This is a genomic window from Ensifer adhaerens, from assembly GCF_002940685.1.
GTDB lineage: Bacteria > Pseudomonadota > Alphaproteobacteria > Rhizobiales > Rhizobiaceae > Ensifer > Ensifer adhaerens_E.
Map to the genome: position 1 here is coordinate 83708 of NZ_PNFP01000004.1, position 23606 is coordinate 107313.

The following is a 23606-nucleotide window of genomic DNA, read 5'->3' on the forward strand; positions in this document are numbered from 1 at the left end:
CGGTGAACATAGGTGCAAAATGAAAAAGAGCCATTCGCATCGCTGCAAATGGCTCTTTTCGAAACTGGCTCCCCGGGCCGGATTCGAACCGGCGACCTGTCGATTAACAGTCGAATGCTCTACCGCTGAGCTACCAGGGATCATCCGCGCCGCTGTTGTGCTGTGCGCTTCAGAAGTGAGGCTGCTAATACGCATGCTTTTCTGATTTGCCAAGCGATTTTTCAAAAAAAATGACAAGTTCCGTTGCGAGGCTGTGGAGAAGCCCCCAATTGTGGGAAAACACGCCGGATAGGGAATGATGAATAAAAACAGGAAGCAGACGCATTTCGGCATTGATCCGCAGACACGACAGATCGTGCTGGGCAAATGGCGCATTAGCCTGCCGGAATCACCGTTGCTGCGTATTCTCTTGGGCTCGCTGCTGGTGCTCTGCGGGTTTCTCGGCTTTCTGCCGGTGCTCGGCTTCTGGATGATACCGTTGGGCCTGATCGTGCTTTCTCATGACATCCCCTCCGTTCGCCGCCGCCGCCGCCGCCTGGCCGTCTGGTGGGCGCGCTGGCGCGGGAAGGCCAATTCCTCGAAGAACTCCTGACCACGGCACCGCCTCCGTACGGCTTCCTGCCGGGGCGTAACGCGGCAGAGTGCTCCCGAATCCCGGTGCCTCGCACTTCAATCCCGAATCTCCCGCTGGCGATTGTGGTCCCGCGTGGCAAATGAACCGAGTTCACAGGGTCTCCCTTTCTGTTGGGGAGCTCTCGAAAACTTTTCGGCAACGCATCAAACGCATAATGCGGTCTCGAATCAGGATGAGGACCGATGGCCAAAGCCACTACGAAACGTCGACGCCGCAGTTCGGGCCGCAGCAGCAGCAAACAGGGCGGAATGGCGCCGTGGTATCTGGCTGCAGCGCTGACCCTTGGCGGCGTGATGGCCTATGACCATCGTGCCGAACTCAAGCACTGGCCGGTGGTTTCCGATGTGGTGGCCTTTGCGTCGCGTTCGGAAACGAGACCGAAGCCCGCGCGCTCGGTTCCGCATGCGCAGGAGCGTGTCGCGCAGCAGGCCGACAGGCACAAGTCGAATCCGAAGCCGAACCCGGTCACGAAGGTCGCGCTTGCCGCCCCGGTGCCGTCGGTGAATGTCGGCGTCACGCCGCCAACTCCCGTCGTGCGGCCGAACGAAGAGGTGAAGACGGCGTCCATCCGCACCGACCAGTTCTATTTCTGCGGCATTCGCAACGACAACTGCGTGATCGACGGCGCCACCTTCGTCTTTCACGGCGAGACGATCCGCGTGGCCGACGTCGATGCACCGCGAATTCGCCAGGCGAGCTGCGACAAGGAACGTTCGCGCGGATTCTACGCCAAGCAGCGTCTGCGCGAATTGTTGAACGCGGGCGATTTCAGGCTGGTGGCCGCCGGCAACCGGCAGGATGCAAAGGCAGGCGAAAAGCTGCGCCTGGTTACCCGCGGCGATCAGTCCCTCGGGCGCGTGCTCGTTTCCGAGGGGCTTGTGCGCCCATGGGAAGGGAGGGCGACACCGTGGTGCTGAAATCAGTCGGGACACGCTCGGCCGAAATTGTCGATCGTTCTGTGGAAAGTATCTGTCTCACAAATCGGCGGCGCGTTTTTCGGAAAATGCCTCTTGCGGTTTTTCTGCAATCATTCTAAATCCGCGCCAACGCTCGGTTATCCGAGCTGTGAGGCCTCGTGGCGGAGTGGTGACGCAGAGGACTGCAAATCCTTGTACCCCGGTTCAATTCCGGGCGAGGCCTCCAAATAAATTCACCTCATTTTAGTTCGGATTTGTGTTCTGCCTTCGTGCAGCGCGGTCGATGTTTGCCGCCCCACGTCCGCACAAGCCACATCTTCTATATCTCCGTCGGATCTTATCGCTTCGGTGAATTCGGTAGAGGGGGAACGATGACTCCGCTGAGATCAGCCGCGTCGGTAGCGTCCGTAAACATTAAGAACGGAGGCAATGGCATCAATGAAAAAGAGACTGATCCTGACGGCGTTGGCGTGTTTCGCGGCGACCGCCGATGCCGCGCGCGCGGAAGACCTGGTATTTCAGCTGAAGAACAACACCAGCGCGGTGCTGACGAACTTCTACACCTCGCCGGTCGGGGTCAACGAGTGGGAAGACGATGTTTTCGGTCGGCAGGTTCTAAACCCCGGCGAGAGCATGGAGATCACCATCGCTGACGGGCGGGACGTCTGCAAATACGACATGCGATTCGAGTTCGAGGAAGGCTCGGCCCTCGATACGACCGAGGACACACAGGACCTCTGCGAACTCGGCGAATACACGATCCACGAATAAGCGGCTCGGCTTCGGATCGCCTAAAACAGAAAGAGCCTCGCCGCTTTCGGCGGCGAGGCTCTCTTGATTCGGCGTTCTGCCGGAAACTCAATGGTAGCGGCGGATGAGCCCGACGAGCTTGCCCTGGATCTTCACCCGGTCCGGCCCGAAGATTCTCGTCTCATAGGCGGGGTTGGCAGCCTCGAGCGCGATCGATGCGCCCTTGCGGCGGAAGCGCTTCAGCGTCGCTTCCTCGTCGTCCACCAGCGCCACGATGATATCGCCGGGATTGGCCGTGTTGCCGTTGCGGATGATCACGGTATCGCCGTCGAAGATGCCGGCCTCGATCATCGAATCGCCCTTCACCTCCAGGGCGTAATGCTCGCCGTTGCCGATCATGTCGAGCGGAATGGTAATGTCGTGGGTGTTGTTCTGGATTGCCGAGATCGGCACACCGGCGGCGATGCGCCCCATCACGGGAACCGACACGGACGTGCTTTCGGCGACCGGCGCCGGCTTCGGCGCGGCAGGAGCGGCGGCCGGTGGCTTGCCGAGGCTGCCCTCGATCACGCTCGGCGAGAAGCCTCTGCGCGGTTGCTGCTGGCCGGCGGCGTAGGCTTCCGGAAGCTTGATGACCTCGAGCGCGCGCGCCCGGTTCGGCAGCCGGCGAATGAACCCGCGTTCCTCGAGCGCGGTGATCAAACGGTGGATGCCGGACTTCGACGCCAGGTCGAGCGCATCCTTCATTTCGTCGAATGACGGCGGGACGCCCGACTCCTTCATGCGTTCGTGAATGAACAGAAGCAATTCCTGTTGCTTGCGGGTCAGCATGGCACGTCGCTCCAGAGGCGTGAAACAAATCAAGAACAGACACTATCTGTTCCATATGTGTTCCGCAAGTGCCTAAAATTCCGTGAACTCTGGCAATTGACCGCTTCTATGGGCGCCGATCGGTCACTTTTGCGGGAGCAGGGCAGGTTTGGGCGGCGGTTGTGGGCCAAATGGCACCAGACGCGGCCGGTCACGCCGCGATTCGAACGAATCGCCATGCTGGTTGGGAAAGACCAAGGGCGTGCCGCGTGAAAGCGCAAAGCGGTCGCGTCAGGCTCAAATCATGAATTCAAGCGCACCGAGTAAACCTGCACGATCGCGGCGCGCTTTAGGTCGGCTGCGAGGCGGAGCAGGCGTCTTCGAACTCCTTCACCGTCTCGGCGTCGTTGTCTTCCGGAAGCACCGCGTCGGCCGCGTCGGTCGCAACAGGCGTGTCGCCGTCATAGACGAACGACTGAATGTAGAACGCGAGCGCGCCCTTCCACACATTGCGCCCATCGATCTGATGGCACGGCACCGCCCGTTCGAAATCGGTCTGGAGTTCGTCCACCGTTGCGGCACTGAGCTTGACGTCAGGCATATTGGGCGATGCGACTATCGAAGCGAGGAGCAGGGCGGCAAGCACGGTGATCGTCCACTTGATGAAGGGGTGGGACTACGGGTCGGTTAACGATCTGAACCGTGCTTTCGTTCCGAAGTCCAGCAAGCTTGGCGTTCACTCCGTCGTGTTCAACAGCTCTTTGCCTGCAGGCTGTGTCCGATTTGCGCCAGCCGCTCCATTGCAAGCTCGTCGTGGCGGTTCCGCATGGGGTGCGCGAAGGATGAAGTGCCAGCGCGCTGTCGACGAGATCATCGCCGATGAAGGGCGCAAGTCCGAGGAATGAAGGCCGGCCCGGTCAATGGGCGGCGACAGGGTAGGAGATGCGGTCTTTCTGGTGGAGCCGAAGGGAGTCGAACCCTCGACCTCCGCAGTGCGATTGCGGCGCTCTCCCAACTGAGCTACGGCCCCATCTCGACCAGTCAACACGACAGCCGTCGAGCCTGTCAACATTTTCCGCGCGGCAGAGAGCCGGCGTACGGCCGACGCGGTGCGTCCTCCTCTTCGGGTTCCCGCGGGCGCAAGACTTCAGAACCGTTTCTTCAGGAAGTATCGCGCAATCGCGCCATTTCCGCCTTCCAGTTCACCAAAGACTTCGAAGCCCAGTTTCTCGTAGAAAGGCCGCGCCTGGAACTCGAAAGTATCGAGCCAAAGGCCGATGTAGCCTCGATCCCGCGCGATCTTCTCCGCTTGCTCGATCAGGCGCCGGCCGAGGCCCTGGCCGCGGTACTCGTCGGGAACGGCGAGATAACGGATGAAGGCCCAGCCATAGCCGTCCGTCGCATAGAGCCCCCCGGTTGCAGCCTTCGTCTCGGGGTCGCGAAGAACGATCGCAAAACCGGGCAGATCGGCCATGCCGCTTTGGGCGTCGTTGTAGGCGTCGAGCGGCGCGACGATACCGCGCAGGTCCTCTCTGTTCGGGTCGTCGAGGATGATGTCCATTAGGGGAGCAGGCATGGAGAAACCCCTGTTCGTGTCTGACCGCTGATTGCCACACAAAGCGGAGCCTTTCGGCCGGTGTCCGCTCACTCGATGCACAAGCAGGGATGGTATTCATGTTTTGTTCCGGATGGCAAGCTGCCTCGGCGGAGGCTTGGATTTTTCCTTGTGGCCGCCAGATCTTATGCAGAACCCCGCATGTTTCTGGAGGCACCTGTGGCTTGTGCCGCCGTATGCTACAGTAGGCCACGCCCTCGCGCACGGGGAGCCATTGTCGAACCATGCCGGCGGGTTTACCCTTGCAGCTGACGGTAACGCATCCGGCCCCGCAGGATCCTTGTCGTGCGCGAGCCACGAATGACGCCCGAATGCCGGTTGCGAACATCGACGGCATCCGTGCGAGCGTACAGCATTCCGTATCCGAAACAGACGCCTGCCGGCCCACAGTCCCCCTGGGAGGCCTCTCCGTGGCCTGGCGATTTGGAGGAGGATCAGCAATGGCCAAGACGATGAAGGCGGCCGTCGTTCGGCAGTTCCGCGCCCCCCTTGTGATTGAGGAAGCGGCGATGCCCACGCCGCAGGCGGGTCAGATCCTCGTCAAGTATGAAGCGACGGGCGTCTGCCATACCGACCTTCATGCTGCCAATGGAGACTGGCCGGTGAAACCGAGCCCGCCGTTCATTCCAGGGCACGAAGGCGTTGGCTATGTCGCGGCGGTCGGTGCCGGCGTCATGCGAGTGAAGGAGGGGGACAGGGTGGGCGTTCCCTGGCTTCACAGCGCCTGTGGTTATTGCCCGCATTGTCGCACCGGTTGGGAGACACTTTGCGCGTCTCAGTCGAACACCGGATATTCGGTCAATGGAACGTTTGCCGAGTACGGATTGGCGGATCCGGACTTCGTTGGCAGCCTGCCTGACGCACTGGAGTTCGGTCCTGCTGCGCCGGTTCTGTGCGCCGGAGTAACCGTTTACAAGGGGCTGAAGGAAACGGAAGTCCGTCCCGGGGAATGGGTCGCCATCTCCGGCATCGGCGGTCTTGGCCACATGGCGGTACAGTATGCAAAGGCGATGGGCATGCATGTGGTCGCCGCCGACATCTTCGACGACAAGCTGGCGCTGGCAAGGCGGCTGGGCGCCGACATTACAGTCAACGGCAAGACGAAGGATGCCATCGAGCAGGTAACCAGAGCGACCGGCGGAGTGCACGGAGCGCTCGTAACCGCGGTTTCGCCTGCGGCGATGGAACAGGCGTTCGGATTCCTGCGATCGCGGGGAACGATGGCGCTCGTCGGCCTGCCCCCCGGGATGATCTCGATGCCGGTTTTCGAAACGGTTCTGAAGCGCATCACCGTGCGTGGATCGATCGTCGGTACCCGCCAGGACCTGGAGGAATCGCTGCAGTTTGCTGCTGAAGGCAAGGTGGCGCCGCATTTCTCATGGGACAGCCTGGAAAACATCAACGACATCTTCCACCGGATGGAAGCCGGAAAGATCGACGGTCGCATTGTAATGAGCCTGCAGTAGCCGGCGCGGACCTGCAGGTCCGGGCGGGGAGCCGTTTCGTGCTTCAGTGGAACGGTGCCGTCTCGATCGAGGAAGCCGCGGGCCTGCGTTGACACCCTGAGTGGAGCATGTGTTGCGCGCCAGTCTGTGCGCCCTCTCAAGCAACCACCCACAACGGGGCCGTCCAGTGAATGCCAATAGACCTTCTGTAGAATGGAGATGGCAATGAGCAAGGGCATGGTCCTGGATCAGCACACTCTGTCGAGACGAGATCTCCTGTTGGTGGCAGGGACTGCGGCGGCCACGCTCGCCACATACAGCCACGCTGCCCGCGCAGCGCCGGGCGCAGGCACGCTTGTGATCGATGAAGTGAAGCAGGGCGAGGACATCTTTGCCTACGTCAGCAGGATCAAGGGCGGGTTTGACGAGACGACTTACAGACAGGTGCTGGGGTGTGCGAACGCGTTCAAGGAAGGCGATCAGACGATCGGGGTCGCCGCTGAAAATGACGCGGCGCGCGCGAATGCCCGGACCCTCCTTGCGAATACGAAGATCGGAGACCTTCACCAGCACCCGCTGCTTGAGGACGATCTGCAACGACTGATCTGGCAGACCACGGACAAGGCCCAGCATGAAAAAGTCAAGAACTGGACCATGGGCCAGCTGAAGGCATTTCTGCTGACCAAATCGGAAGAAGAGATCAAAGCGGTCATGAATGGTCTGACCAGCGATACCATCGGCTGCGTGCCGAAGCTCATGAGCAATGAGGAACTGATCTCCGTCAGCCAGAAGATCTTCAATGTCATGCCCGGCACCAAGCTGGGAGCCAAGGGGTACATGGGCGCGCGTATCCAGCCGAATTCGCCGACGGATCACCCCGAGGACATCATGTGGCAGGTCTTCGACGCGTTTTCCTATGCGACCGGCGACATCGTCATCGGCACGAACCCGGTCGACAGCACCGTGGACAGCGTCGTTACGGTGGAGCGGGCGCTCAAGGACATTGTGGATACCTTCAAGCTGGTCGACGTCATTCCCTGGTGTGTGCTGGCCCATATCGACGTCCAGGGCGAGGTGAGCGATCGTTTCCCGGGGACGGTCGCGACCGTGTTCCAGAGCCTCGCCGGAACGGATGACTGCAACAAGATTTTCGACATCACCAATGACAAGATCCTGAAGTATGCAAGCGCGAAGGCAGGGGAAAGGTATGGTCTCTACTTCGAGACGGGGCAGGGCTCGGAGTTCACCAACGGCGTGGCAAACGGCGTCGACATGATGGTGCTCGAGTCGCGAAAGTATGGGTTCAGCAGAGCGATCGGCATGGAGCTTGCGAAGGTGCAGCCCAAGGGCGCATGGCTCCATGTCAACGATGTTGCCGGCTTCATCGGGCCGGAGGTCTTCAAGAGCCGCGAACAGCTCGTCCGGTGCTGCCTCGAAGACATGGTCATGGGCAAGCTCCACGGGCTGACCATCGGCCTCGATATCTGCACAACCCTGCACATGACGGTCAGCCTGGACGATCTCGATTGGTGCCAGGACCAGATCATGCCGGCAAATCCCGCCTATCTGATCGCCTTGCCCACCAAGAACGACCCGATGCTGAGCTATCTCACGACCGCATTTCAGGACCACGTGCGTGTGAGGGAGAAATTCGGCTTCAAGGTCAACGATGCGATGTGGGATTTCTACAAGCGCATCGGGATCGTCGCCAGCGACAACAGCTATACGTCAAATTACGGAGACCCCCTCTGGGTCTATTACCAGTACCGCCTCGCCAAGGGTGACAAGCGGGCCAAGGACGCTGTCTATGCCGAAGGCAGGCTGATGATGGAGGCAGTCGAAGCGAGAGGCGTCGACCTGGCGACAGGACATGGAGACAAGATCTGGGATCTCAACCCGGCGCTCGCGACGAAAGTGAGGGGCCTGTATGACGACGCCAAGCAATCTCTGTGGGCCGAGCTCACACCGGAGTTTGTCGCCGCCGTACCCGGCGTCGTGCCGGTCCGCACCCTCTCCAAGGACCGCAACGACTACATCGCGCACCCGACCACCGGAGAAACGCTGAGCCCGGAATCCGTCAGGGCGATTGACGCGATCAGGACGTCCTGGAAAGGCGATATGCCCAAGGGCCAGATCGTCATTTCAGATGGTCTGAACGCCAAGGCCATCATGGATGACGGCCATCTTTCGCCCTATCTGGAGGAAATGCGCAGGCTGCTCGGTGCTGCCGGCGTCTCGGTGAGCGACAAGAACATCCTGGTCACCAGCGGCCGAGTACGGGCCGGCTACCGGATTGGCGAGATGCTGTTTGCCGACGCCGATCCCAACACGTTTCGAGGAATTCTCCACATCATCGGCGAACGGCCCGGAACCATGCACCACGCCTACTCGGTCTACATCACCGTAGCGAAGGGAAAGCGTTGGGCTGAGAAGGATATCGATCACGATATGACGAAGCTGGTCAGCAACGTCGCCGACACAGCACTTGCACCCAAGGAGGCGGCGAAGGAAACCTTGACCATTATCCGGGAGATCATCGGCAAGGACGTGAACGGCAGTCGGCGATTTGGTTGATCGCCCTCTCGGAACGCAGTGAACCGAAATGCCATCAGTAAATTCCCTGGCGCAAGCACCGCGCCAGGGAATTTGCCAGGCGGTCCGCATATACGCGGCCTAGTGGCATTGTAGTCGTTGCCCTATTGAGGCTTGGCAAAAGGATTCCCTTATGGACGGGGCGTCGGCCTCTCTGGGCCCGTAGCGGCCGGAAGACCGAGCTCGAAGCGAGCGAGCTCGCACTGCCGATCAATAAGCTCAAGCAACTTCTCACCTAAGGCAGCGGTAGGCTTGTCGGAATCTGACCAACGGTACATGGAGCCGTCTTGTAGGGATAAAACGGCGAAATCGTCAGGGCGGTTTTCAACCGGATAACGCGTCGCAACGGTAGACAGAGCCGCGAGCACGAGAGTCGCAGTGAGTGGATGCTTCGTATTCCAAACATGTACCGCAGTGCGTCGCCCGTTGATCTCCAACAGAAAATCCGGAGTGAAGTTGACCTTGAACAAGCTTTTTGGGCTGTTGTAAATCAACCCATCGCAAGCGCTTAGGGGGCCTGGATTAACGTGCCGCCATTGGAAGAAGCGCAACAGGCCGCGCTTCGCCGACTCGCGTTCGGGTGTTTTTTTAATCTGCGTCACGGAAGCCAACGCGGCCGTCGGCGAAATTCCATCAAATGCGATTTGACGAATACGTTGCCTCAAGCTCTTGTGGTAGTCATAGCCACCTTCGCTCGGAACATACCGTTCACGAACGATGCGTCTTTGAGGCTTAGGGTTGGAGTTTATGATTTTCAGGAAGGCCGAGAAGCCGATCGTCGGAGTCTGAGACATCGCTCATCCTTTTCGTTGATAACCTCTGAAGCCCAACTCGACTTTTAGATCCGACTCTCCGTATAATGCCTTTGCTACAGGGTGGAGAGCTTCTCGTCTTCGCCCCACGAGGGCCTCAGTGCTTGTTCGTGGTATCAAAAGCCGAATCCTGACAGGGGTTCGGCTTTTGTATTTCAGATTCGTCTACCAGTCGTGTCATCGAGGACGGACTTAGTTTCCTATTTGTTCCTCAATAACTTTCCGGGCAGTTGCCTGCCCGGAAGCGCTTGGAGCGATTTTGTCGATCTGCACCCAAACCTGCCCGTGAGCAGCGTTCGGATGGGCAGCACCACCACAAAATCTTAGCTGCAACCGCTCGTTGCGCCGCAGGTGTCGCACTTCTCGCAGGTGCCGTTGCGCACCATCGTGAAGTTCTGGCACTCGGTGCACATGTTGCCGGTGTAGCCCTGCATGATCGAGCGGGCGCGGCGTTCGGCTTCCACCTTCTTGGCGTCCGACTTGGCCGATGCCGCTTCGGCGGCGGCCTTGTCGGAGAAGAGGGCGGTCACTTCCTGCTCGACTTCGGTGGCGACCTCTTCGGCCAGTTCCGCAGCGCGTTCTTCATAGTCGCGCTTGAAAGCGACGATTTCCGAGGTGGCGATCGAGGTCGTCGTTTCCAGCTTGCGCACCGTGTTGCCGGCGATCGCCGTTACGGTAGAACCCGAGGAGGCGCGGGCGGGCGCTCCCGTCGACGAGCCCTTCGGCTCGCTGGAGGCCCGGTCACCGGTGCCGCCGACGATGGTCGGCTTGTAGCCGCGGGTCCAGCCGGTCGAGATCAGGTTGGTCTTGCCTTCCTGGATGCCCTTGCCGAGCGCCGTGTTGCCGAAGTCGGAGGTGTCGACATGGGCAAGGTCGTGGCGGCCGAGATAGGAGACCGCCAGTTCGCGGAAGACGTAGTCGAGGATCGACGTCGCGTTCTTGATCGCGTCGTTGCCCTGGACCATGCCGGCCGGCTCGAACTTGGTGAAGGTGAAGGCCTCCACATATTCTTCGAGCGGCACGCCATACTGCAGGCCGAGCGAGATGGCGATCGCGAAGTTGTTCATCATCGCGCGGAAGGCAGCACCTTCCTTGTGCATGTCGATGAAGATCTCGCCGAGGCGGCCGTCACCAAATTCGCCGGTGCGCAGATAGACCTTGTGGCCACCGACGACGGCCTTCTGGGTGTAGCCCTGGCGGCGGTTCGGCAGCTTTTCGCGGGCGCGGATCACCTTCTCGATGACGCGCTCGACGATCTTTTCGGTGATGGTGACGGCCTGGGCGGCGGCCGGCGCCTGGATCAGATCCTCCAGCGCATCCTCGTCCTTGTCGTCTTCGATCAGCGAGGCGTTGAGCGGCTGCGAAAGCTTGGAGCCGTCGCGATAAAGAGCGTTCGCCTTCAGTGCCAGCTTCCAGGAGAGCATGTAGGCGTTCTTGCAATCCTCGACGGTCGCCTCGTTCGGCATGTTGATCGTCTTGGAGATCGCGCCCGAGATGAACGGCTGGGCAGCCGCCATCATGCGGATGTGGCTTTCGACCGACAGGTAGCGCTTGCCGATCTTGCCGCAGGGGTTGGCGCAATCGAAGACCGGCAGGTGCTCGTTCTTCAGGAACGGCGCGCCTTCGAGCGTCATCGCACCGCAGACGTGGATGTTGGCCGCCTCGATGTCCTTCTTGGTGAAGCCCATGTGGTCGAGCAGGTTGAAGTCCATCGCGCCGAGCTGTTCGTCGGTGACCTTCAGCGTGCCCTTCAGGAAGTCGGCGCCAAGCGTCCACTGGTTGAAGACGAACTTGATGTCGAACGCGCTCTTCAGCGCGGCGTTGACCGCTTCCACCTTCTCGTCGGTGAAGCCCTTGGCCTTCAGCGTCGACGGGTTGATCGCCGGCGCCTGGTTCAGGTTGCCGTGGCCGACTGCGTAGGCCTCGATCTCGGCGATCTGGCTTTCGCCATAGCCGAGCGAGCGCAGCGCTTCGGGAACCGCGCGGTTGATGATCTTGAAGTAGCCGCCGCCGGCGAGCTTCTTGAACTTGACGAGCGCGAAGTCGGGCTCGATGCCGGTCGTGTCGCAGTCCATGACAAGCCCGATCGTGCCGGTCGGCGCGATAACCGTTGCCTGGGCGTTGCGGTAGCCGTGCTTTTCGCCGAGTTCCAGCGCCTTGTCCCATGCGCTCATGGCGTGGATGACGAGGTCCTGGTCCGGATTGTCGCCATGGATGAGGGCGACCGGGTTGACCGAGAGCGCCTCGTAACCGGTCGTCTCGCCATAGGCGGCGCGGCGGTGGTTGCGGATGACGCGCAGCATGTTGTCGCGGTTCGGGGCAAAGCCCGGGAACGGACCGAGCTTCTCGGCCATCTCGGCCGAGGTGGCGTAGGAGACACCGGTCATGATCGCGGTCAGCGCACCGGCGATGGCGCGGCCTTCGGCGCTGTCATAGGGGATGCCCGACGACATCAGGAGGCCGCCGATATTGGCGTAGCCGAGGCCGAGCGTACGGTATTCGTAGGAAAGTTCGGCAATCTCGCGGGACGGGAACTGCGCCATCATGACCGAGACTTCGAGGACCATGGTCCAGAGACGGACGGCATGCTCGTAATCGGCGATGTTGATGCGCTTGGTCGCCGCATCCTTGAACGTCATCAGGTTCAGCGAGGCGAGGTTGCAGGCGGTGTCGTCGAGGAACATGTATTCCGAGCACGGGTTCGACGCGCGGATCGGGCCGGCGGCCGGGCTTGTGTGCCAGTCGTTCATCGTCGTGTTGAAGTGCAGGCCCGGATCGGCCGACGCCCAGGCGGCGTAGGAGATCGACTCCCAGAGGTCGCGGGCCTTGAGCGTCTTCAGCACGCGGCCGTCCTTGCGGGCGGTCAGGTGCCAGTCGCCATCGGCCTCGACGGCGCGCAGGAAGTCGTCCTTGATCGAGACCGAATTGTTGGAGTTCTGGCCCGAAACCGTGAGGTAGGCTTCCGAATCCCAGTCGGTGTCGTAGGTCTTGAACTCGAGGTCCTTGTAGCCCTGCTTGGCGAACTGGATGACGCGCTGGACGTAGTTTTCCGGAACCAGCGCCTGCTTGGCAGCGCGGATCTCGCGCTTCAGCGCCGGGTTCTGCTTCGGGTCATAGCAGGCGTCGTCGGTACCGTCGCAGTTGACGCAGGCCTTCATGATCGCCTTCAGGTGCTTGGCGACGACCTTGGAACCGGTGACGAGGGCTGCAACCTTCTGCTCTTCCTTGACCTTCCAGTTGATGTATTCCTCGATGTCCGGATGGTCGATGTCGACGACGACCATCTTGGCGGCGCGGCGGGTGGTGCCGCCCGACTTGATTGCGCCTGCAGCGCGGTCGCCGATCTTCAGGAACGACATCAGGCCCGAGGACTTGCCGCCGCCCGAAAGCTTTTCGCCTTCGCTGCGCAGATACGAGAAGTTGGAGCCGGTGCCCGAGCCGTACTTGAACAGGCGCGCTTCACGCACCCAGAGATCCATGATCCCGCCTTCGTTGACGAGATCGTCACCGACCGACTGGATGAAGCAGGCATGCGGCTGCGGATGCTCATAGGCCGACTTGGACTTGGTCAGCTTGCCGGTAAAGGGGTCGACGTAGAAGTGGCCCTGGCCGGGACCGTCGATGCCATAGGCCCAGTGCAGGCCGGTGTTGAACCACTGCGGCGAGTTCGGGGCGACGCGCTGGGTGGCAAGCATATAGGCGAGTTCGTCCTGGAAGGCGGAGGCGTCTTCTTCGGTATCGAAGTAGCCGCCCTTCCAGCCCCAGTAGGCCCAGGTGCCGGCCAGGCGATCGAAGACCTGGCGGGCATCGGTTTCGGAACCGTACTGCTCTTCCTTCGGCAGCGCCTTCAGCGCATCCGTGTCGGGAACCGAGCGCCAGAGGAAGGAGGGGACATCGTTCTCCTCGACGCGCTTCATCTTGGCGGGAACGCCAGCCTTGCGGAAATACTTCTGGGCGAGAATGTCGGCGGCAACCTGGCTGAACTGCGCCGGAACGTCGATATCGGCCAGGCGGAAAACGATCGAACCATCGGGGTTCTTGATTTCACTCGTAGCCTTGCGGAATTCGATCTCCGCATAGGCGGATTGCCCGGCCTTGGTGAAACGACGTTCGATCTTCATTGTCCCTTGTCCTTCGTGTTGCCTCGCGCCCGCGAAAGGCGCAATTGTCCCCGCCCGGTCGCGAGGGCATCCCGCAACCAGTCTCAGCTTCCGTCTTTGGAGGGAAACCCATTCCTGGGTGACCCTGTATCTTGTGAGATAGGCTGGCTGCAAATACTAAATATAGTATCAACAGCTTCTTCATGCCAGCCAAATGTTGCCCCGGTGGACCCAAAAGAGCGCACAGAAATCCTCAGGGCGACCGCATGGTGAAATCCATGACTGCCGCCTGTCAGAACCGCCGATTTGGGGAGAGGAACCGGGACTTGAACAATCCGGTCCGCCGCCGTTGCAACGTGAAATCCATTAACCGTGAATCGTCCGGGGGCGTCAAGGGGTGGTTTGTGACGGAAGTTTGAGCCCTAGATGTTGTGTGGACGAGCTGTGGAAAACGGGGACATCGACCAACTCCATGAAAATCAGGCACTTCCGGAGGTTGCCTGTGAGACTGACGCAACGGTCGGCGCGCAAACGAAATTTTGACGGGTAAAAACCCGCATAAAAACTGTCCGTTACGGCAAGCTTGGTTGCGTCGGCGAAAACGATATGGGGTGGGGCAGTGATTCGTTTTTTAGCGGGATCGCAAGAGTGCGGTTTGCTTCGCCAAGGGAGCCAGAATCGCGGTCTGCGGACGAACGCGATGGCCCCTGCGACCAGCCTGAATATGGTGTCGATTGGCCGTGGCACGCGATGCGGCGTGGAGGGAAGCCAGATGCGCGTCCACGCGCACCTAGCCCAGGCTGATGTCAAGCGACGCGCTTTTGCAGTTCGCGCGCGCCGTTCGGTGCATTCACCTTGCCTTCGGTAATGAAGAAGGCGAACACGTCGCGCGCTTCCTTCTTGGCCTTGCGATCGGGCGCGCTCTTTTCCAGTTCGCTCGGCTCGTCGCCCGCGGCAAAGGTCTTGGCCCGCTCGGCCCACAGGTCGAGCTTGTCGGCGGCATAGCAGGTCTTGATATCGTCGCTGCCTTTCTGCAGGCGGAGATAGACGAAATCGGCTGTCACGTCGGCGATCATCGGATAGTCCGCATGCTCGGCGAGCACGACGGCAACCTTGTACTTCTCCAGAAGCGAAACAAAGTCCGGCGTCTGGAAGGTCGGGTTGCGCACCTCGACCACGTGGCGAAGCGGCAAACCGTCCTGCTCTGCCGGCAGGAGCTTCAGGAAGCCTTCGAAATCCTCCGGCTCGAACTTCTTCGTCGGCGCGAACTGCCACAGGATCGGCCCGAGATGCGGCCCGAGCTCGGTCAACCCCTGCGTCAGAAAACGCTCCATGGATTCACCGGCTTCCGAGAGAACCTTGCGGTTGGTGACGAAGCGGCTCGCCTTCAGCGAAAAGATGAAATCGTCAGGGACTTCCGAGGCCCATTTGGCGAAGGTCTCCGGCTTCTGCGAGGAGTAATAGGTGCCGTTTACCTCGATCGCCCGCAGCTCCTTGCCGGCATATTCGAGCTGCCGCTTCTTCGACAGAGTCTCGGGATAGAAGGTGCCCTCCCAGGGCTCGAAGGTCCAGCCGCCGATGCCAGCGCGGATCGTTCCGGATTTTGCCATGCCATCCTCCTCGACAGCGACCTGCATATGGTCGCGTGCTTGTCAGTCCGTGATCGATTTCGTCATGTCCACGAGTGTCCACCCTGGACGATAGGGATTGGGTCGGCGACCCGTTTCTTGAAATCCATAGGCGCGATAGAGCGCGATGTTTCGCTCCATGCGTGAATTGGTGTAGAGCCGCACCTCCGGCAAGCCCCACGCGGCCGCCTTGGCGTCGACGAAGCGCAGCAACTCGATGCCGATCCCCTGACCCTGGCAGTCAGGGGCAACGGCAAGGCTGAAGATCATCAGGTGATCGGCATGCCGCTCGAAAACGGCAAGTGCCGAGACAACCTCACTTCGCTCCCGAAGCCAGACCTCGTCGCGAAGAATGCGAGGCGCGTAGTCCTCGGTGACTGGAAGCGGCGGCCCGCCGAGCAGCGCCCGATAGGGTTCGTAAGCCGCCTCCGTCAGGCTTTGCACAGCCGCCAGATCCTCCAGGCGAGCAGGCCGCATCATGCCGCGATCACTCCCTGTGGCCGCCGAACGGCGTGAGGGCGCTCACTCCGCCGCCTCGACCTTCTTCATTGGGCGGCGCTCCAGAAGCTCCTTGAGGAACTGGCCGGTATAGGAACGCTTCTCCATGACCACGTCCTCGGGCGTGCCCTTGGCGATGACCTCGCCGCCACCGTCACCGCCTTCAGGGCCGAAGTCGATGACCCAGTCGGCGGTCTTGATGACTTCGAGATTGTGCTCGATGACGACGACCGAATTGCCCTGGTTGACCAGCTCATGCAGAACTTCAAGAAGCTTGGCTACGTCATGGAAATGCAAGCCGGTGGTCGGCTCGTCGAGAATATAGAGCGTGCGTCCGGTCGAACGCTTCGACAATTCCTTGGCGAGCTTGACGCGCTGGGCCTCGCCGCCCGAGAGCGTGTTGGCCTGCTGGCCGACCTTGATATAGCCGAGACCGACCTGGTTCAACGTCACCAGCTTGTCGCGCACCGAAGGGACGGCAGCGAAGAACTCGACGCCTTCCTCGACGGTCATGTCGAGCACGTCGGCGATCGACTTGCCCTTGAAGTGCACGTCGAGCGTTTCGCGGTTGTAGCGCTTGCCGTGGCAGACGTCGCAGGTGACGTAGACATCCGGCAGGAAGTGCATCTCGATCTTGATGACGCCGTCGCCCTGGCAGGCTTCGCAGCGGCCGCCCTTGACGTTGAAGGAGAAGCGACCCGGCTGATAGCCGCGCGCTTTCGCCTCTGGAAGACCGGCGAACCAGTCGCGGATCGGGGTGAAGGCGCCGGTATAGGTCGCCGGGTTCGAACGCGGCGTGCGGCCGATCGGCGACTGGTCGATATCGATCACTTTGTCGATATGCTCGAAGCCGTCGATGCGATCGTGCTCGGCCGGATTTTCGCGTGCACCCATGATGCGGCGGGCAGCCGCCTTGTAGAGCGTCTCGATCAGGAAGGTCGACTTGCCGCCGCCGGAAACCCCGGTGACGGCGGTGAAGACGCCGAGCGGGATCGAAGCGGTAACGTTCTTCAGGTTGTTGGCGCGGGCGCCGACAACGGTGATTTCCTTTTTCTTCTTCGGCTTGCGCCGCTCGGCAGGCACGGCCACCGAAAGCTCGCCGGAGAGATACTTGCCTGTCAGCGATTTCGGGTTGGCCATGACGTCGGACGGCGAGCCTTGCGCGATGACCTCGCCGCCGTGGATGCCGGCGGCCGGGCCGATATCGACGACATAGTCGGCGGTCAGGATCGCGTCTTCGTCGTGCTCGACCACGATCACCGTGTTGCCGATGTCGCGCAGATGACGGAGCGTTTCGAGCAGGCGGGCATTGTCGCGCTGGTGCAGGCCGATCGACGGCTCGTCGAGCACGTAGAGAACGCCGGTCAGGCCCGAGCCGATCTGAGAGGCCAGGCGAATGCGCTGGCTTTCGCCGCCCGACAAGGTGCCGGAGTTGCGCGAGAGGCTCAGATATTCGAGACCGACATCGTTGAGGAAGCGCAGGCGGTCTCGGATTTCCTTCAGGATGCGGACTGCGATTTCGTTCTGCTTGGCATTGAGATGCTCCGGCAGCGCCTCGAACCAGTCGCGCGCGATGCGGATCGACATCTCGGTCACCTGGCCGATATGCAGCGCATTGATCTTGACCGCGAGCGCCTCGGGTTTCAGGCGGAAGCCGGCGCAGGCCGGGCAGGGGGCGGCCGACATGTAGCGCTCGATTTCCTCGCGCGCCCAGGCACTGTCGGTTTCCTTCCAGCGGCGCTCGAGATTGGGCACGATGCCCTCGAAGTTCTTGGTGGTGTTGTAGGAGCGCGCGCCGTCTTCGTAGTGGAAGACGATCTTTTCTTCCGTTCCGTGCAGGATCGCGTTCTGGGCAGCAGCCGACAGTTCGTTCCAGCGATTGCCGAGCTTGAAGCCGAAGACCTTGCCGAGCGCTTCCAGCGTCTGGTTGTAATAGGGCGAGGAAGACTTGGCCCACGGCGCGATCGCGCCGTCGCGCAGTGTGCGGTGCTCTTCCGGCACGATCAGCGCCGTGTCGATCTTCTGCTGGCTGCCGAGACCGTCGCAGGTCGGGCAGGCGCCGAAGGGGTTGTTGAACGAGAACAGCCGCGGCTCGATCTCGGAGATCGTAAAGCCGGAGACCGGGCACGCGAATTTCTCCGAAAACAGCACGCGCTCGTGGGTTTCGTTGAGCGACTTGTTGGCCGAGCCGCCGGCAGCGGTCTCCTCGGGCGGCAGCGGCTTGTCGGCGAATTCGGCGACTGCAAGGCCATCGGCGAGCGTCAGGCAGGTCTCCAGGCTGTCGGCAAGGCGCGAGGCGAGATCGGGCCGGACGACGACGCGGTCGACCACCACGTCGATGTCGTGCTTGTACTTCTTGTCGAGCGCCGGGACCTCGGCGATCTCGTAGAAGGTGCCGTCGACCTTGACGCGCTGGAAGCCCTTCTTCATCAGCTCGGCGAGTTCCTTCTTGTACTCGCCCTTGCGGCCGCGTACGAGCGGCGCAAGGATATAGAGGCGCGTGCCTTCGCCGAAGTCGAGCACCCGGTCGACCATCTGGCTGACCGTCTGGCTTTCGATCGGAAGCCCCGTCGCCGGCGAATAGGGCACGCCGACGCGCGCAAAGAGCAGACGCATGTAGTCGTAGATTTCGGTCACAGTTCCGACCGTCGAGCGCGGGTTGCGCGAGGTCGTCTTCTGCTCGATCGAGATCGCCGGCGACAGGCCGTCGATCTGGTCGACATCCGGCTTCTGCATCATTTCCAGGAACTGGCGCGCATAGGCCGACAGGCTCTCGACATAGCGTCGCTGGCCCTCGGCATAGATCGTATCGAAGGCAAGCGACGACTTGCCGGAGCCGGAAAGGCCGGTCATCACGATCAGCTTGTTGCGCGGCAGATCGAGGTCGATGCCTTTCAGATTGTGCTCGCGCGCACCACGAATGGAGATGGTTTTGAGTTCACTCATCGGAAGCCAGCTTTTGCATGTCGGTTGAAAGCCCCCTATGTAATGACGCTAGCGCCCATGTCGAGGCGCAATCGGCAAATGAGGCGGCCAATTCGAGTCGGTTGACAGGATCATAGTCAAATACTAGAACAAATAAAGAACAAATCGTCCATAAAACGACCAAAACTGTTGTGGATTATGTGCGAGGCGGGGCGTATCGGTAGCATCAGGCCGCTAAGATGCGCGCTCTTGAAATTCGAAGCCGGGCCGATGGTCCGGTGAAACCACGGGAAAAGCAACATGGCTGGAAGCGTCAACAAGGTAATCTTGATCGGAAATGTCGGGGCAGACCCGGAAATCCGGCGCACGCAGGACGGCCGGCCGATTGCCAACCTGCGCATCGCCACTTCCGAGACCTGGCGCGACCGCAACAGCGGCGAGCGCAAGGAAAAGACCGAGTGGCACCAGGTGGTGGTGTTTAACGAGGGTCTCTGCAAGGTCGTCGAGCAGTACGTCAAGAAGGGCGCCAAGCTCTACATCGAAGGCGCGCTGCAGACCCGCAAGTGGCAGGACCAGAACGGCAACGATCGTTATTCGACCGAAGTCGTGCTGCAGGGCTTCAACTCCACGCTGACCATGCTTGACGGTCGCGGTGAGGGCGGCGGCGTCAGCCGCGGTGGCGGCGGTGGAGCTGGCGACTTTGGCGGCGGCAACTATGGTGGCGGCGGCGGTGGCTACGACGACTACGACCAGCCGCGCCAGTCCTCCGGCGGCGGACGCTCTGGCGGTGGTCAGGGTGGTCAAGGCGGCCAGGGCGGCGGCTTCTCGCGCGACATGGACGACGATATTCCGTTCTGATCGCAATCGGATCCTTTTGACGAAAACGCCCCGTCCTTGCGACGGGGCGTTTTTCGTTGCGGGTTTCCGCTGCGGTTCTGGCAGCCCGCCGTTCTATAGGGCCATCGCCGATTTGACCCCGTCGACGACGAACTGCACAGCAAGTGCCGCGAGGATGACGCCGAGCAGGCGGGTGAGGATGGCGCGGCCGGTGACCCCGAGGAAGCGGTCGACGCGTTCGGCGATCACCAGTGCCAGAAACAGGCTGAGCATCGACAGCGCGATGACGATCAGGAGCTGCGTGCGCTCGACGGCCGTCGGGAACGAACCCGCAAGCAGGATCGTCGCCGAAATCGCGCCCGGCCCGGCAATCAGCGGCAGGGCGAGCGGAAACACCGCGATGTTGTGGATGTGATCCTTGACCGTCGCGTTCTCGCCGGTCTTTTCCTTGCGCTCCTGCCGCTTCTCGAAAATCATCTCGAACGCGATCCAGAAGAGCAGCAGCCCGCCGGCAATGCGGAAGGCACCGATCGAAATGCCGAGCAGGCCGAGGATGCTGTTGCCGAAGAGTGCAAAGGCCGCGAGAATGAAGAAGGCGATCAGCGAGCCGCGCGTGGCCACCTGAAAGCGTTCCTGGCGGCTGAGGCCGACCGTCAGGCTCAGGAAGATCGGCGCAAGCCCCGGCGGATCGAGCGTGACGAGAAGCGTGGTGAGTGCATTGACCAACAGGTCGACATTGAACATCCGTTTCCCCTTCCGGATTTTCGCCCCGGGTTTTCCCGGTGGCATGGGGCATTGTTAGGCAAGCGGTGCGAGCTTGGGAAGAGGGCGGCAAACAAAGTCTCAGCAATGACTTAATGAGCATTTTCTTGTCGCAAGCGGGACTGAAAGCGGCGACGTCGCGGTGATTGTCGGCCGGGGCCTTCCGATTTCCGGCGCGATGCCCTAGAAAAGCCTGCTCCGGCGGCAAAAGACTGTTCACAACTGCTGTGCGGCTCATCGGACCCGGGGCGGATTATCGAATGAATCGTGCAGCGAATCAAAGCGTTACAAGGACATCTTCACAGTCTGGCCGGCAAGCGGCGCCAAGGGCCGCAAATTGGCGCTTCCGGTGGCAATCCGCTATAAATATCCGACTGATTCTGAACAAAGATCGTGATCACCATTGACTGAGCAAAGCACCCCCGGCGGCGGAAAAACTCCGCCAGGCATCGAGCCGATTTCCATCATCGAGGAAATGCAGCGGTCCTATCTCGATTACGCCATGAGCGTCATCGTCAGCCGCGCGCTTCCCGACGTGCGTGACGGTCTGAAACCCGTGCACCGCCGCATCCTCTACGGGATGAGTGAGCTCGGCATCGACTGGAACAAGAAATACGTCAAATGCGCCCGCGTGACCGGGGACGTGATGGGTAAGTACCACCCGCACGGCAACGCCGCGATCTACGACGCGCTGGCGCGCATGGCGCAGGACTGGTCGCTCCGCCTGCCGCTGATCGACGGCCAGGGCAACTTCGGCTCCGTCGACGGCGACCCGCCGGCAGCAGAGCGCTACACCGAATGCCGCCTGCAGAAGGCAGCGCATTCGCTGCTCGACGATCTCGACAAGGAAACGGTCGACTTCCGCGACAACTATGACGGCACCCTGCAGGAGCCGGCAGTCGTTCCCGCGAAGTTCCCGAACCTGCTCGTCAACGGCGCCGGCGGCATCGCCGTCGGTATGGCGACGAACATCCCGCCGCACAACCTGGTCGAAGTCATCAATGGCTGTATGGCGCTGATCGACAATCCGGCGATCGAACTGCCGGAGCTGATGGAGATCATCCCGGGTCCGGACTTCCCGACCGGCGCGCTGATCCTCGGCCGCTCCGGCATCCGCTCGGCCTACGAGACCGGCCGCGGCTCGGTCATCATGCGCGGCCGCGCCCATGTCGAGCCGATGCGCGGCGACCGCGAGCAGATCATCATCACCGAGATCCCCTTCCAGGTGAACAAGGCGACGATGATCGAGAAGATGGCCGAACTGGTGCGTGAAAAGCGCATCGAGGGCATCTCGGACCTGCGCGACGAATCGGACCGCCAGGGCTATCGCGTCGTCATCGAGCTGAAGCGCGACGCCGTTGCCGACGTTATCCTGAACCAGCTCTACCGCTACACGCCGCTGCAGACCTCGTTTGGCTGCAACATGGTTGCGCTGAACGGCGGCAAGCCCGAGCACATGACGCTGCTCGACATGCTGCGCGCCTTCGTCTCGTTCCGCGAGGAAGTCGTTAGCCGGCGCACGAAGTATCTGCTGCGTAAGGCGCGTGACCGCGCCCACGTGCTCGTTGGTCTCGCCATCGCGGTTGCCAACATCGACGAAATCATCAAGCTCATCCGCCATGCGCCCGACCCGCAGACCGCGCGCGAGCAGCTGATGGAGCGCCGATGGCCGGCGCGTGACGTCGAAAGCCTCATTCGCCTCATCGACGACCCGCGCCACCGCATCAACGAGGACGGCACCTACAATCTCTCGGAAGAGCAGGCCCGCGCCATCCTCGACCTGCGCCTGCAGCGCCTGACGGCGCTCGGTCGCGACGAAATCGGCGACGAACTCAACAAGATCGGCGAGGAAATCAAGGATTACCTCGACATCCTGTCGTCGCGCCTGCGTATCATGAGCATCGTCAAGGACGAACTCGTCGCCATTCGTGACGAATTCGGCACCCCGCGCCGGTCCGAGATCATGGAAGGCGGCCCGGACATGGACGATGAGGACCTCATCGCCCGTGAAGACATGGTCGTGACCGTCTCGCATCTCGGCTACATCAAGCGCGTACCGCTGACGACTTACCGGGCGCAGCGCCGCGGCGGCAAGGGCCGCTCCGGCATGGCGACAAGGGACGAAGATTTCGTTACCCGGCTATTCGTCGCCAACACCCACACGCCGGTACTGTTCTTCTCCTCGCGTGGCATCGTCTACAAGGAAAAGGTCTGGCGTCTGCCGATCGGCACGCCGCAATCGCGCGGCAAGGCCCTGATCAACATGCTGCCGCTGGAGCCCGGCGAACGCATCACCACCATCATGCCGCTGCCTGAGGACGAGACGAGCTGGGAAAACCTCGACGTCATGTTCTCGACGACCCGCGGCACGGTTCGCCGCAACAAGCTGTCGGACTTCGTCCAGGTCAACCGCAACGGCAAGATCGCGATGAAGCTCGAGGAAGAGGGCGACGAGATCCTGTCCGTCGACACCTGCACGGAGCGTGACGACGTCATGCTGACGACGGCGCTTGGCCAGTGCATCCGCTTCCCGGTCGACGACGTGCGCGTCTTTGCTGGCCGCAACTCGATCGGCGTCCGCGGCATCAACCTCGGCGATGGCGACCGCATCATCTCGATGGCAATCCTGGGTCATGTCGACGCCGAACCATGGGAGCGTGCAGCCTATCTCAAGCGCGCGGCCGCCGAGCGGCGCGCGACCAACGGCGACGAGGAAGAAATCGCGCTGGTGGGCGAGGAAGTCACCGACGGTGGCGAGCTGTCGAACGAGCGCTTCGACGAGCTGAAAGCGCGCGAACAGTTCGTGCTGACGGTCTCGGAAAAGGGCTTCGGCAAGCGCTCGTCGTCCTACGATTTCCGCACTTCGGGCCGCGGCGGCAAGGGCATCCGCGCCACAGACACCTCGAAGACGACGGAAATCGGCGTACTCGTCGCGGCCTTCCCGATCGAAGACAACGACCAGATCATGCTCGTCTCCGATGGCGGCCAGTTGATCCGCGTGCCGATCAATGGCGTCCGGCTTGCGAGCCGCGCCACCAAGGGCGTCACCATCTTCTCGACCGCCAAGGACGAGAAGGTCGTTTCGGTCGAGCGTATCAGCGAGCCGGAAAGCGACGAGGAGGAAGGCGACGAAGCAGCCGTCGAAAACGGTGCGCCGGAAACGCCAGCCGAATCCGAGGGTTAAGCGCTCCGCTTGAAGCGCCAAGGAAACTGAAAGCCCGCCGTTTTGGCGGGCTTTTTTGTGGGGCGATAGCGCTGCAACGTGGCTGGCCGGAGAGACG

16 protein-coding genes and 3 tRNA genes are annotated in these 23606 nt (G+C 61.5%); 8 read left to right on the plus strand and 11 right to left on the minus strand.

What is annotated here, in order from left to right; translation table 11 throughout:
* Positions 1–65: 65 nt before the first annotated feature.
* Positions 66–140, minus strand: a tRNA-Asn gene (locus C1A35_RS09030).
* 158 nt (positions 141–298) lie between these two features.
* Here C1A35_RS09030 and C1A35_RS09035 point away from each other — a divergent pair.
* The 4 genes from C1A35_RS09035 to C1A35_RS09050 all read left to right on the plus strand — a co-directional run bounded on the left by C1A35_RS09035 (position 299) and on the right by C1A35_RS09050 (position 2322).
* Positions 299–592 (plus strand): hypothetical protein, encoded by a 294-nt coding sequence (locus C1A35_RS09035; RefSeq protein ID WP_104664354.1) that lies wholly within the window; start codon positions 299–301, stop codon positions 590–592.
* A gap of 224 nt (positions 593–816) precedes the next feature.
* Positions 817–1551: a thermonuclease family protein gene (locus C1A35_RS09040; protein WP_199772895.1), complete on the plus strand. Its 735-nt coding sequence runs from the start codon at positions 817–819 to the stop codon at positions 1549–1551.
* Between the two features lie 152 nt (positions 1552–1703).
* A tRNA-Cys gene (locus C1A35_RS09045) sits at positions 1704–1777 on the plus strand.
* A 203-nt stretch (positions 1778–1980) separates the two neighbouring features.
* The gene (locus C1A35_RS09050; protein WP_440271512.1) at positions 1981–2322 is read left to right on the plus strand and encodes a hypothetical protein; all 342 of its coding nucleotides are present in this window, start codon (positions 1981–1983) and stop codon (positions 2320–2322) included.
* Between the two features lie 87 nt (positions 2323–2409).
* On the opposite strand, the gene lexA is transcribed toward C1A35_RS09050, so the two are convergent.
* From lexA to C1A35_RS09075, 4 genes are all read right to left on the minus strand, one after another.
* On the minus strand, positions 2410–3132 hold the full coding sequence (gene lexA, locus C1A35_RS09055; RefSeq protein ID WP_104664014.1) for a transcriptional repressor LexA: 723 nt from the start codon (positions 3130–3132) through the stop codon (positions 2410–2412).
* A 328-nt stretch (positions 3133–3460) separates the two neighbouring features.
* Positions 3461–3757 carry a hypothetical protein gene (locus C1A35_RS09060; RefSeq protein ID WP_104664015.1) on the minus strand — a complete coding sequence of 99 codons (297 nt, stop codon included), beginning with the start codon at positions 3755–3757 and terminating at the stop codon, positions 3461–3463.
* Positions 3758–4065: 308 nt separating this feature from the next.
* Positions 4066–4141 (minus strand) — tRNA-Ala (locus C1A35_RS09070).
* Between the two features lie 117 nt (positions 4142–4258).
* Complete coding sequence (locus C1A35_RS09075) at positions 4259–4687, minus strand: GNAT family N-acetyltransferase (protein WP_104664017.1); 429 nt, start codon at positions 4685–4687, stop codon at positions 4259–4261.
* Between the two features lie 479 nt (positions 4688–5166).
* On the opposite strand from C1A35_RS09075, the gene adhP reads away from it, so the two are divergent.
* Together adhP and C1A35_RS09085 are read left to right on the plus strand one after the other, a co-directional pair.
* Positions 5167–6192 carry an alcohol dehydrogenase AdhP gene (gene adhP / locus C1A35_RS09080; RefSeq protein ID WP_104664018.1) on the plus strand — a complete coding sequence of 342 codons (1026 nt, stop codon included), beginning with the start codon at positions 5167–5169 and terminating at the stop codon, positions 6190–6192.
* Positions 6193–6396: 204 nt separating this feature from the next.
* A complete protein-coding gene (locus tag C1A35_RS09085) occupies positions 6397–8745 on the plus strand; it encodes an ethanolamine ammonia-lyase (protein ID WP_104664019.1) in 2349 nt (782 codons plus the stop codon).
* A 149-nt stretch (positions 8746–8894) separates the two neighbouring features.
* On the opposite strand, the gene C1A35_RS09090 is transcribed toward C1A35_RS09085, so the two are convergent.
* The 5 genes from C1A35_RS09090 to uvrA form a co-directional block, all read right to left on the minus strand.
* Positions 8895–9557: a hypothetical protein gene (locus C1A35_RS09090; RefSeq protein WP_104664020.1), complete on the minus strand. Its 663-nt coding sequence runs from the start codon at positions 9555–9557 to the stop codon at positions 8895–8897.
* A 341-nt stretch (positions 9558–9898) separates the two neighbouring features.
* Positions 9899–13696, minus strand: a complete 3798-nt coding sequence (locus C1A35_RS09095; RefSeq protein ID WP_104664021.1) for a vitamin B12-dependent ribonucleotide reductase — start codon at positions 13694–13696, stop codon at positions 9899–9901.
* 785 nt (positions 13697–14481) lie between these two features.
* Positions 14482–15285, minus strand: coding sequence for a DUF72 domain-containing protein (locus C1A35_RS09100; protein WP_104664355.1), 804 nt, complete (start codon positions 15283–15285; stop codon positions 14482–14484).
* A gap of 42 nt (positions 15286–15327) precedes the next feature.
* The gene (locus C1A35_RS09105) at positions 15328–15783 is read right to left on the minus strand and encodes a GNAT family N-acetyltransferase (protein WP_234822838.1); all 456 of its coding nucleotides are present in this window, start codon (positions 15781–15783) and stop codon (positions 15328–15330) included.
* 42 nt (positions 15784–15825) lie between these two features.
* Entirely contained in the window at positions 15826–18747 is a 2922-nt protein-coding gene (uvrA, locus tag C1A35_RS09110; RefSeq protein WP_104664022.1) for an excinuclease ABC subunit UvrA, read from the minus strand.
* Between the two features lie 279 nt (positions 18748–19026).
* On the opposite strand from uvrA, the gene C1A35_RS09115 reads away from it, so the two are divergent.
* Positions 19027–19584 (plus strand): single-stranded DNA-binding protein, encoded by a 558-nt coding sequence (locus tag C1A35_RS09115; protein ID WP_104664023.1) that lies wholly within the window; start codon positions 19027–19029, stop codon positions 19582–19584.
* A gap of 93 nt (positions 19585–19677) precedes the next feature.
* On the opposite strand, the gene C1A35_RS09120 is transcribed toward C1A35_RS09115, so the two are convergent.
* Positions 19678–20307 carry a MarC family protein gene (locus C1A35_RS09120; RefSeq protein WP_104664024.1) on the minus strand — a complete coding sequence of 210 codons (630 nt, stop codon included), beginning with the start codon at positions 20305–20307 and terminating at the stop codon, positions 19678–19680.
* Positions 20308–20728: 421 nt separating this feature from the next.
* Between C1A35_RS09120 and gyrA the strand changes: the two genes are divergently transcribed.
* Entirely contained in the window at positions 20729–23509 is a 2781-nt protein-coding gene (gyrA, locus tag C1A35_RS09125) for a DNA gyrase subunit A (RefSeq protein ID WP_104664025.1), read from the plus strand.
* Positions 23510–23606 lie beyond the last annotated feature (97 nt).

Coding starts and splice junctions, on each gene's coding strand:
- C1A35_RS09050 (WP_440271512.1), top strand. CDS start 1,981: ATGGCATCAATGAAAAAGAGACTGATCCTGACGGCGTTGGCGTGTTTC.
- C1A35_RS09115 (WP_104664023.1), top strand. CDS start 19,027: ATGGCTGGAAGCGTCAACAAGGTAATCTTGATCGGAAATGTCGGGGCA.
- C1A35_RS09095 (WP_104664021.1), bottom strand. CDS start 13,696: ATGAAGATCGAACGTCGTTTCACCAAGGCCGGGCAATCCGCCTATGCG.
- C1A35_RS09075 (WP_104664017.1), bottom strand. CDS start 4,687: ATGCCTGCTCCCCTAATGGACATCATCCTCGACGACCCGAACAGAGAG.
- C1A35_RS09035 (WP_104664354.1), top strand. CDS start 299: ATGAATAAAAACAGGAAGCAGACGCATTTCGGCATTGATCCGCAGACA.
- adhP (WP_104664018.1), top strand. CDS start 5,167: ATGGCCAAGACGATGAAGGCGGCCGTCGTTCGGCAGTTCCGCGCCCCC.
- lexA (WP_104664014.1), bottom strand. CDS start 3,132: ATGCTGACCCGCAAGCAACAGGAATTGCTTCTGTTCATTCACGAACGC.
- C1A35_RS09105 (WP_234822838.1), bottom strand. CDS start 15,783: ATGATGCGGCCTGCTCGCCTGGAGGATCTGGCGGCTGTGCAAAGCCTG.
- C1A35_RS09090 (WP_104664020.1), bottom strand. CDS start 9,557: ATGTCTCAGACTCCGACGATCGGCTTCTCGGCCTTCCTGAAAATCATA.
- C1A35_RS09120 (WP_104664024.1), bottom strand. CDS start 20,307: ATGTTCAATGTCGACCTGTTGGTCAATGCACTCACCACGCTTCTCGTC.
- C1A35_RS09100 (WP_104664355.1), bottom strand. CDS start 15,285: ATGGCAAAATCCGGAACGATCCGCGCTGGCATCGGCGGCTGGACCTTC.
- uvrA (WP_104664022.1), bottom strand. CDS start 18,747: ATGAGTGAACTCAAAACCATCTCCATTCGTGGTGCGCGCGAGCACAAT.
- C1A35_RS09040 (WP_199772895.1), top strand. CDS start 817: ATGGCCAAAGCCACTACGAAACGTCGACGCCGCAGTTCGGGCCGCAGC.
- C1A35_RS09085 (WP_104664019.1), top strand. CDS start 6,397: ATGAGCAAGGGCATGGTCCTGGATCAGCACACTCTGTCGAGACGAGAT.